This is a genomic window from Halobacillus sp. B23F22_5 (assembly GCF_043497085.1).
Taxonomy (GTDB): domain Bacteria; phylum Bacillota; class Bacilli; order Bacillales; family Halobacillaceae; genus Thalassobacillus.
Genome location: NZ_JBIEKI010000019.1, coordinates 61616 through 69320 on the forward strand (window position 1 = coordinate 61616; position 7705 = coordinate 69320).

The 7705-nt window shown below is 41.9% G+C and carries 8 protein-coding genes; 2 read left to right on the forward strand and 6 right to left on the reverse strand.

The features are described 5' to 3' along the window. Positions 1 to 20 precede the first annotated feature (20 nt). The 6 genes from ACGTN9_RS18315 to ACGTN9_RS18340 form a co-directional block, all read right to left on the reverse strand. Positions 21 to 2216 carry a sensor domain-containing protein gene (locus tag ACGTN9_RS18315; RefSeq protein WP_499595562.1) on the reverse strand — a complete coding sequence of 732 codons (2196 nt, stop codon included), beginning with the start codon at positions 2214 to 2216 and terminating at the stop codon, positions 21 to 23. Positions 2217 to 2407: 191 nt separating this feature from the next. Then, a complete protein-coding gene (locus ACGTN9_RS18320; protein WP_499595565.1) occupies positions 2408 to 3073 on the reverse strand; it encodes an SOS response-associated peptidase in 666 nt (221 codons plus the stop codon). Positions 3074 to 3108: 35 nt separating this feature from the next. Continuing rightward, on the reverse strand, positions 3109 to 3480 hold the full coding sequence (locus tag ACGTN9_RS18325) for a DnaJ family domain-containing protein (protein ID WP_499595568.1): 372 nt from the start codon (positions 3478 to 3480) through the stop codon (positions 3109 to 3111). A 145-nt stretch (positions 3481 to 3625) separates the two neighbouring features. Further along, the gene (locus ACGTN9_RS18330; RefSeq protein ID WP_499595571.1) at positions 3626 to 4429 is read right to left on the reverse strand and encodes a CAP domain-containing protein; all 804 of its coding nucleotides are present in this window, start codon (positions 4427 to 4429) and stop codon (positions 3626 to 3628) included. A 256-nt stretch (positions 4430 to 4685) separates the two neighbouring features. Beyond that, complete coding sequence (locus ACGTN9_RS18335) at positions 4686 to 5324, reverse strand: MOSC domain-containing protein (RefSeq protein ID WP_499595574.1); 639 nt, start codon at positions 5322 to 5324, stop codon at positions 4686 to 4688. Further along, positions 5311 to 6057, reverse strand: a complete 747-nt coding sequence (locus tag ACGTN9_RS18340) for a YkgJ family cysteine cluster protein (protein ID WP_499595577.1) — start codon at positions 6055 to 6057, stop codon at positions 5311 to 5313. Before ACGTN9_RS18340 ends, ACGTN9_RS18335 begins: the two co-directional genes overlap by 14 nt. A 120-nt stretch (positions 6058 to 6177) precedes the next feature. Here ACGTN9_RS18340 and ACGTN9_RS18345 point away from each other — a divergent pair, with 120 nt between their 5' ends. Next, positions 6178 to 6369 carry a YflJ family protein gene (locus ACGTN9_RS18345; protein WP_499595579.1) on the forward strand — a complete coding sequence of 64 codons (192 nt, stop codon included), beginning with the start codon at positions 6178 to 6180 and terminating at the stop codon, positions 6367 to 6369. A gap of 148 nt (positions 6370 to 6517) precedes the next feature. Further along, complete coding sequence (mreBH, locus tag ACGTN9_RS18350) at positions 6518 to 7525, forward strand: rod-share determining protein MreBH (protein WP_028784877.1); 1008 nt, start codon at positions 6518 to 6520, stop codon at positions 7523 to 7525. Positions 7526 to 7705: the final 180 nt, after the last annotated feature.

The following is a 7705-nucleotide window of genomic DNA, read 5'->3' on the forward strand; positions in this document are numbered from 1 at the left end:
CCAGGCCTGGCGTTGCTTTATTATGTCTTTTGATAGATATAATGGTTTCTTTTTGTCAATAAGCCTTCAAATTCAGCTGGCGGGAGCGGCTTACTGAAATGATACCCTTGGTAATGATCGCAGCCATTCTGCTCAAGAAACCCAAGGATTGCAGGTTTCTCTACACCCTCTCCTACTACTTCGAGCTTAAACGTGTGTCCCAGTTGAATCATAGCCTTTACAATTTCAGCATCACTTGGATCTGTACCGATATCCTTGATAAAGGATTGATCGATTTTCAAGTAGTTGATCGGAAATTTACGTAAATAACTCAACGAGGAGTACCCTGTTCCAAAATCATCAATCGACAATGCGATTCCAAGCCTTCTCAGCTCCTGCATTGTCCTGATGCATGCTTCTGTATTCTGCATGATACTATTTTCAGTGATTTCAATTTCCAAAAATTCAGCTGGCATACCCGTCTTCTCTAATACTTTTTGGACACGGCCAGCAAAGTCATGACGCTGGATTTCTTCTGCTGACACATTGATGGCTACGCGCTCAGGTGCATACCCCTTTTCCATCCACTCTTGATTCTGGCGGCAAGCTTCATACAGTACCCACTCTCCCAACTGGACAATCAGCCCGGTCTCTTCGGCAATAGGGATGAATTTCCCCGGAGAAATAAAACCTCTTTGAGGATGGTTCCAACGGACCAAAGCTTCCATCCCGCTGATCACCCCCGAACGGACATCTATTTTAGGCTGGTAATACAGCATTAATTCTTTTTTACTGATAGCCTCACGTAAATCCCCTTCCAAAGAAACCAGTTCATTATAATATGCATTCATGGAAGCAGTATAAAAAAGTAAACTCTGGCGTCCATTCAATTTACAATAATGCATGGCAATATCAGCATTTCCAATCAATTTACCCGCAGTCATACCTCCCCCGGAGTATTGGGCAATCCCGATACTGGATGTTATGAAGAATTCTTTCCCCATCAAATGGATTGGTTTGCTGACCTGATCTAAAATCGCATCACCGATCTCACGTGCCATTTTTTTCGATGTCACCTGTTCTGAGATGACAAGAAACTCATCTCCTCCAAGGCGGTACAGTTCGCCTATTCCTCTGATTGCTTCCTTGATACGAGCAGCCATCAACTGGATGACCTCATCACCTGCCGTATGTCCAAGTGCATCATTTACATATTTGAAGCGGTCTAAATCGCATAAAAAAATGGTAATAGGCGTCTCCAGCTTTTCCTCATAAGATATCCTAGCTTCTAAATCCTCTTGTACTTTTCTCCTGTTAGGCAAATCTGTCAATGGGTCGTGATAGGCCATATGCCTGACCCGTAATTCTGCTTCCGCATGTACGGAAATATCGACTGAAGAACCGATTATCTCTACCACTTCACCATTCTGGCGGATTGGCGCAAGCGTTGAATAAAGATAACGATCCTTCAGCTTATGTTTATATGTAATATGCTCACCAGCAAATGCCTGATTATATTTGTCTTTCAGGTACGCAGCCTTGACAGGATCAAAAATTTCTTCCAACTTTTTACCTTCCACGTAAGAAGTAGTCAATCCTAAATCCCTGGCCAGCTTTCCTTCGTACATCGTAAAATGATAATAATCATCTTGATGATGCTGTACCTTAAACACCATGTTCATCAAAGCTTCTACGGTACGTTGAAAATCATTTTCCACCTGATCCGCCAAGCTCGCTTCCATTTGCTTGGCATCCGTTATATCTGACCGAAAAGCAATGAAGGAATAAGGCTTTCCCTCTGCTGTCAGCAAGGGTACAATCGTAGTTTTCACCCAAAAAATCTCTCCTGACTTTTTCCGGTTGCATATATCCCCATTCCACACATTACCTTGCAATATTTCGGTCCACAATTTTTGATAAAAAGCAGGTGGATGCTGATTAGATTTTAATAATCGATGGGTATTCCCTATTAATTCTCTTCGATTGTATTGGGTAAGGGAACAAAACTGATCATCCGCATAAATGATTCTTCCTGTCACGTCAGTAACAGTGATTGTCAGGGCTTGTTCCATTGCATATTTAAGATCATGGTACTTGTCCAGATACCCATGTACCAGCGCTTCTAATTCATCGATCGTTTCTCGTACCTGCTCATCCTTGATATGGTCGTTTAAATTTTCAAGCAAACGCTTAAATTTTGTACGATCATTTGAAGTATCCAAGTTCAAAATGTTCATGGTATCCACCTTTACCCAATATTCGTTATGATTCGACAATCCCTCCTTAAGTATAAATGAATATACCCATTTTAAAAAGCCTACAACCACTTAGGAGTAAGCTTTTTTACAGTCTTATATCCTATCATAATTTTCATAACAACAATTAAAAAAGTGATTTTAGAACTATGTGACTTGGATGTTTTTCCATATTAGGCAATCGGCTTGATACATTCCGGACCTTCGTTCTTTGGTGAGTTAACAATATCGCTGACATCGTAGGCATCCAACTCATCCGTTTTAAGCTGACTGATAAAACCGGCAGCCTCATCCGCTCCCCATTTTACCGGCTCGATCCACTCATCCTGTTTTTCATGCGGCAGGATGACCGGCATCCGGTCATGGATCGGCGCCATGAACTCGTTTGCTTCCTTTGTCAAAATAGTGCATGTGAACATTTCCTCTTCATCTTTTCCCCACTTATCCCATAAGCCGGCAAAGGCGAACAATTCCCTGCCCTTTGGAGCAATCCTCTTTGCCTGTTTGCCCTCTGCGGTACGTTGCCACTCATAAAAACTGTCCGCTACGATCAAGCATCGCTTTTTAGTCATCAACTGCTTAAAACTGGGCTTTTCATGTGCTGTCTCGCTACGTGCATTGATCATCTTATAGCCGATCTTCGGATCTTTCGCCCAAAATGGCACCAATCCCCATTTCAGGAAGCCCGCCCGTTTTTCTTTGCCATCATGAATAATGGCAAGCACCTTCTGGCCAGGGGCAATATTATACCTGGGTTCATAATTCGGTATTTTGTGATCCAGCCCAAATTCCTTCAGGATTTCTACTTCTTCTGCTAACAATGTATAACGTCCGCACATTAAGAATAGCTCCTTCCTAATCAAGCTTTTAGCGCTCAAAAGCCCATTCTCTGATTGATTTGACTTTGATAGCGACGGTAAGAACCGGAACTTTTCAACTTTCTCTGTTCCATCATCAACTGGAAACGGAGTTGCTTTTCATTTAACTGCTTTTTATACCTTTCTTTTTCTTCTGGGTCTCTGCAGCAGTCAATCAATTCTTCTAATGAAACCATCTCTTTTTTCAGCTGCATCTCTTCTGGTATCATATTGGCGTTTTTTAATATTTTATAACTGTTTCTGAGATCGGCTGGTACGTGGTCCATGTCGTCCTTGGGTAATGGCTTTCCTTTACCAGGCAAATTGTCAAAGTCACCATTACGGATTGATTGCTTGATTTTCTCTTCTACAATCGAGGTGAAATCCATACGGTTTCCTCCTTCTAAAAGGAAATCTTTGTATATAGTATAGCATGATTTTCTTTCATTATTTTAATCATGCAATCCAGTGGTGATAAGCGTCTTATAAAAAAGAAAAAAGAGCCTGGCGTTGGCCAGGCTCTTGGCTGTTATATTATTTTCCGATGAACATCTGTGTCCATACATTGCCATTCTCAACATAGCCTACGCCAATGTGAGTGAAGTTAGGGTTCATGATGTTCTTACGGTGTCCTTCACTGTTCATCCACGCATTGACAACTTCCTGTGGGCTGCGTTGTCCTTTAGCGATGTTTTCCCCAGCTGTACGGTAGTCAATACCATAAGATTTCATCATATCAAATGGAGAACCGTAAGTCGGGCTGTTATGAGAGAAATATCCGTTAGAAGCCATATCCTGGGACTTATCACGAGCTACCTTGCTTAGTTCTGCATCAGCTTTTAGCGGTGCAAGACCTTGCTTTTGGCGCTCCTGGTTAGTCAATTCTACTACTTGTTGTTCAAATTGATTCAACTGGCTGTTTTGCTCTGCAGCTGGCTGTTCAGCAGGCGCTTGTTCAGTCTGCTGTGGAGCAGGTGCTTGCTTTTGTTCTGGAGCTTCCTGTTTTTCAGCAGGTTTTTCTGGAGCTTCCTTTTTCTCAGGAGCTGGAGCAGGTGCCTGTTCTTTTTCAGCTGGCTGCTCTTGTTTAGGTTGTTCTTTAGGCTGTTCTTGCTGTGGAGTTTGTAGCTGATCCCATTGAACATTGTATTTCTTCAATACATCTTGCAACAATTTATTAACGTCATCCTGGGAGAAAGAACCTCCATAGGATTGTATTTTATAGAATGCTTTAATTGAAGGTGCTTGTTGCTCGCCTCCAGCGTGTGCGTCTGCTGTAAAAGCACCACCTAGAAGCAATGCTGTTGATAATGCGAATGCAGTACTTACTTTCTTGAACATGCGTTGATCCTCTCCTTTGGTGTTTTTTGTACACTAACATCATAGCATCGCTTTTCTGTAAAAATAGAACCATAGTTTTCCATTGACTATTAATGTAAACGCTATCAAAACAACAACCCTATCATTTCAATAAAAGCAAATAGATTGCTCTCTTAATCAGCTGGTAAAAACCGAACTTTTTACTAGAATTTTCATAAAAAAAGCCGTTGACAGACGTCAAAACGGCACTTTTTTGTTACGTTTCATTACTATTATGTTACAATTTCTGCTGTAAAGAGGCTCTTACACCTGCAGCTAAGGCAGGGACTTCTAAAATTCGTAAAACCTTCGCTTTATTATCTTTATCGCGAAAAAAAACATCATTCACATCGTCTATGGTTACTTGGAGGGGATCCTTTTGTTTTAGTATCAGCTTATCTTCCGGATGTACAATTCCTTCCTTAATTACACGTAAATAAAATCCGGAAAGGCCTTTTTCAATCATTTTCACTGGAAAATCTACGAGTCCGTGTTTCCTGGCAATGGTATAACAGGGTTTCCGGGGCTCCGTTACTTCGAGTTCCGTTTCGCCTAAAATGAATCGATCTCCTATAGCTGTTTCCCGTTCGTCCACTCCATTAACAGTTAAATTTTCTCCAAATGATGGATAAGGGAATTCCCGTTGGTACTCCTCTTCCCAGTGGCGGTAGTGCTGAGCTGGATATAGGCATACGGCTTTGTCTGGACCGCCATGGTGTTTTTGATCCGCCTGGTAGTCCCCTTTGAAGTTAAGTTTACTTAATCGAATTGGTTCTTCAACTCTCTGTTTTTGGATCGCTGTTTTCAAAGGACCCTTATCCGTCTCTAAAATGACAGGTTTCCCGACACTGATCGCTTCTACATTAAAATGCGTCACTTTCCACCTCACTCCTTCGCTTAATCCAGGCAGGCAAATAATCATAACTCCATACATCACTGGGATAATCGACGAACAGCTCTTCTCCATTTTCATATAAGGCCTGCATGATTTCGTTTAATGCGCCCATATAATATTCATACAAAAATTCATAGCTGAACGGTTCATCAGGCATATGATTCTCCGCACAGACTTTGGGATTAGCATAATTCAGATAGGTACGGCAAGGAATCGGACGAATCTCATAAGCCATACACGTTTTTGTTTCCGGATCCAGCATCGGGCAAGGCAAGTCCAAACGTTTATAATTCAACTTTGTCTCATCTGCCTGCAGATCCATATTCAACGCTGTCTCCAACTTAACTTCATGTTCATCAAAATAGGAGTTCCAGTGCTGATAGATTTTTTCTTTCCGCTCTTCTGGAAACTGCTCGATTTCCTTGAGCATCATTTTTGCTTCCATTTTTGTAACGATAATCGGAAAATAACAGCAAAATGCACAACCCTTGAAACAGCTGGCCTTCATGCCTGCATAGTCTTCCATCCGTTCTATTTCATGATCGACTTCGCTTAAAAGGCGTTTGAAACCGTTCAGGATAACAGATTGCGTATCCAATTCACTATCCAGCAATTCATCTATGATGTTATCGAAAAATGCGGGATCGACTTCATAATTTTTATTCAGCCGCTCGCATTTATCGAGTATTTCCTGGTGTTTTAAATATTCCGTCATGGAGATACTCCTTTTCTAATACAATCTATATCTACCATTATACATCCAGGAGCACTTTTTAGACTACCTCTTCAAATATAAGAAGAATTTCCTGATTCCTCTTTCGTTCTTATTTTTGAGATGTTACAATGGCACACGCATTCGAAGCACATGAAAAAATACGCAGAAAGGATGATAGGGATGCACGTAGGAAGCAAAGGCTGGTACGTTGAGAAATTGAAGGAACATGGTGTGAATACGATTCAAGGAAGAAAAGTAGAAAAGTATAAAAAGCACATTCTTGCAAACCTATTAGCCGAAAAAGAAGATTAAGTTTATACTAGGACAGGGGGATTGCTCCCTGTCCTTTTTTTCATTACAAAATTTTTGATAGATTTCCTATCATCCACCCCCGTAATTCGTAACATTATGTCGAATTAATATTAGAAGAAATCTGTCATCATTGGAGGTACGTCTCACTATGTTTGCAACTGCTGAAATCGGAATTGATTTAGGAACTGCCAATATATTGATTTATTCGAAGTCCAAAGGAATCATCTTGAATGAACCATCTGTAGTAGCTTATAACACAGATACGAAAGAAGTCGTAGCTGTCGGTAAAGAAGCAAAAGAAATGGTCGGTAAAACACCGAAAAATGTCATCCCTGTCCGCCCGCTGAAAGACGGGGTTATCGCTGATTACGATATGACAGCTCAGATGCTGAAGGAATTATTGAAAAAGGCGAGCAAAGAAGCTGGTGCTTCCATGCGTAAACCTACTGTGGTTGTCTGTACGCCATCTGGCTCAACTTCAGTCGAGCGACGCGCCATCCACAATGCAGTTAAAAGTTATGGCGCAAAGAACGTACACTTGATCGAAGAACCGATTGCTGCTGCAATTGGTGCAGACCTGCCGGTTGAAGAGCCGGTTGCCAACGTCATCGTCGATATCGGTGGCGGTACAAGTGAAGTGGCCATCATCTCATTCGGCGGTGTCGTTTCCTGCCGTTCCATCCGCACTGGCGGGGATAAAATGGATGAAGAAATTATTCAATATGTCCGTAAAGAATACAACATCCTTATCGGTGAACGAACAGCTGAACAAATCAAAATGGAAATCGGTCATGCACTCGTTGACCATAAAGAAGAAAAAATGGAAGTCCGCGGCCGCGATATGGTCACAGGATTGCCAAAAACGATCGAACTAGGGTCTAAAGAAGTACAAGGAGCATTGCGCGAATCCCTTGAACAAATTTTAGAAACGATCCGTGCTACCTTGGAAGACTGCCCTCCTGAACTGAGCGGTGATATCGTCGACCACGGTGTCATCCTGACCGGTGGCGGCGCATTGCTGAAAGGCATGCAGGAATGGCTTTCTGAAGTTATCGTCGTTCCTGTCCACCTGGCTCCTAACCCACTAGAATCAGTAGCAATCGGAACTGGGCGTTCCATCAAGATGATTCAAAAACTACAAAAAGCTGCGAAGTAAGTTCAGCGATTGTTAACGGACTTTTCCTACTAACAAGCATACAATCAGGTGAAGGGGCTGTCCCAAAAGCCTCTTTAAAATGAAAAAACCACGAAGAAATTGATTTTTCTTCGTGGTTTTTTCGTTGTGAGCTTATTTCCCCAGTGAAACAGGCGGTTCCACTCCGCCTGTTTCAGGAAG

Bases quoted from the DNA above. Each gene is read 5' to 3' on its own strand.
- mreBH (WP_028784877.1), top strand. From the start codon at position 6,518: ATGTTTGCAACTGCTGAAATCGGAATTGATTTAGGAACTGCCAATATA.
- ACGTN9_RS18320 (WP_499595565.1), bottom strand. From the start codon at position 3,073: ATGTGCGGACGTTATACATTGTTAGCAGAAGAAGTAGAAATCCTGAAG.
- ACGTN9_RS18345 (WP_499595579.1), top strand. From the start codon at position 6,178: ATGTTACAATGGCACACGCATTCGAAGCACATGAAAAAATACGCAGAA.
- ACGTN9_RS18315 (WP_499595562.1), bottom strand. From the start codon at position 2,216: ATGAACATTTTGAACTTGGATACTTCAAATGATCGTACAAAATTTAAG.
- ACGTN9_RS18330 (WP_499595571.1), bottom strand. From the start codon at position 4,429: ATGTTCAAGAAAGTAAGTACTGCATTCGCATTATCAACAGCATTGCTT.
- ACGTN9_RS18325 (WP_499595568.1), bottom strand. From the start codon at position 3,480: ATGGATTTCACCTCGATTGTAGAAGAGAAAATCAAGCAATCAATCCGT.
- ACGTN9_RS18340 (WP_499595577.1), bottom strand. From the start codon at position 6,057: ATGACGGAATATTTAAAACACCAGGAAATACTCGATAAATGCGAGCGG.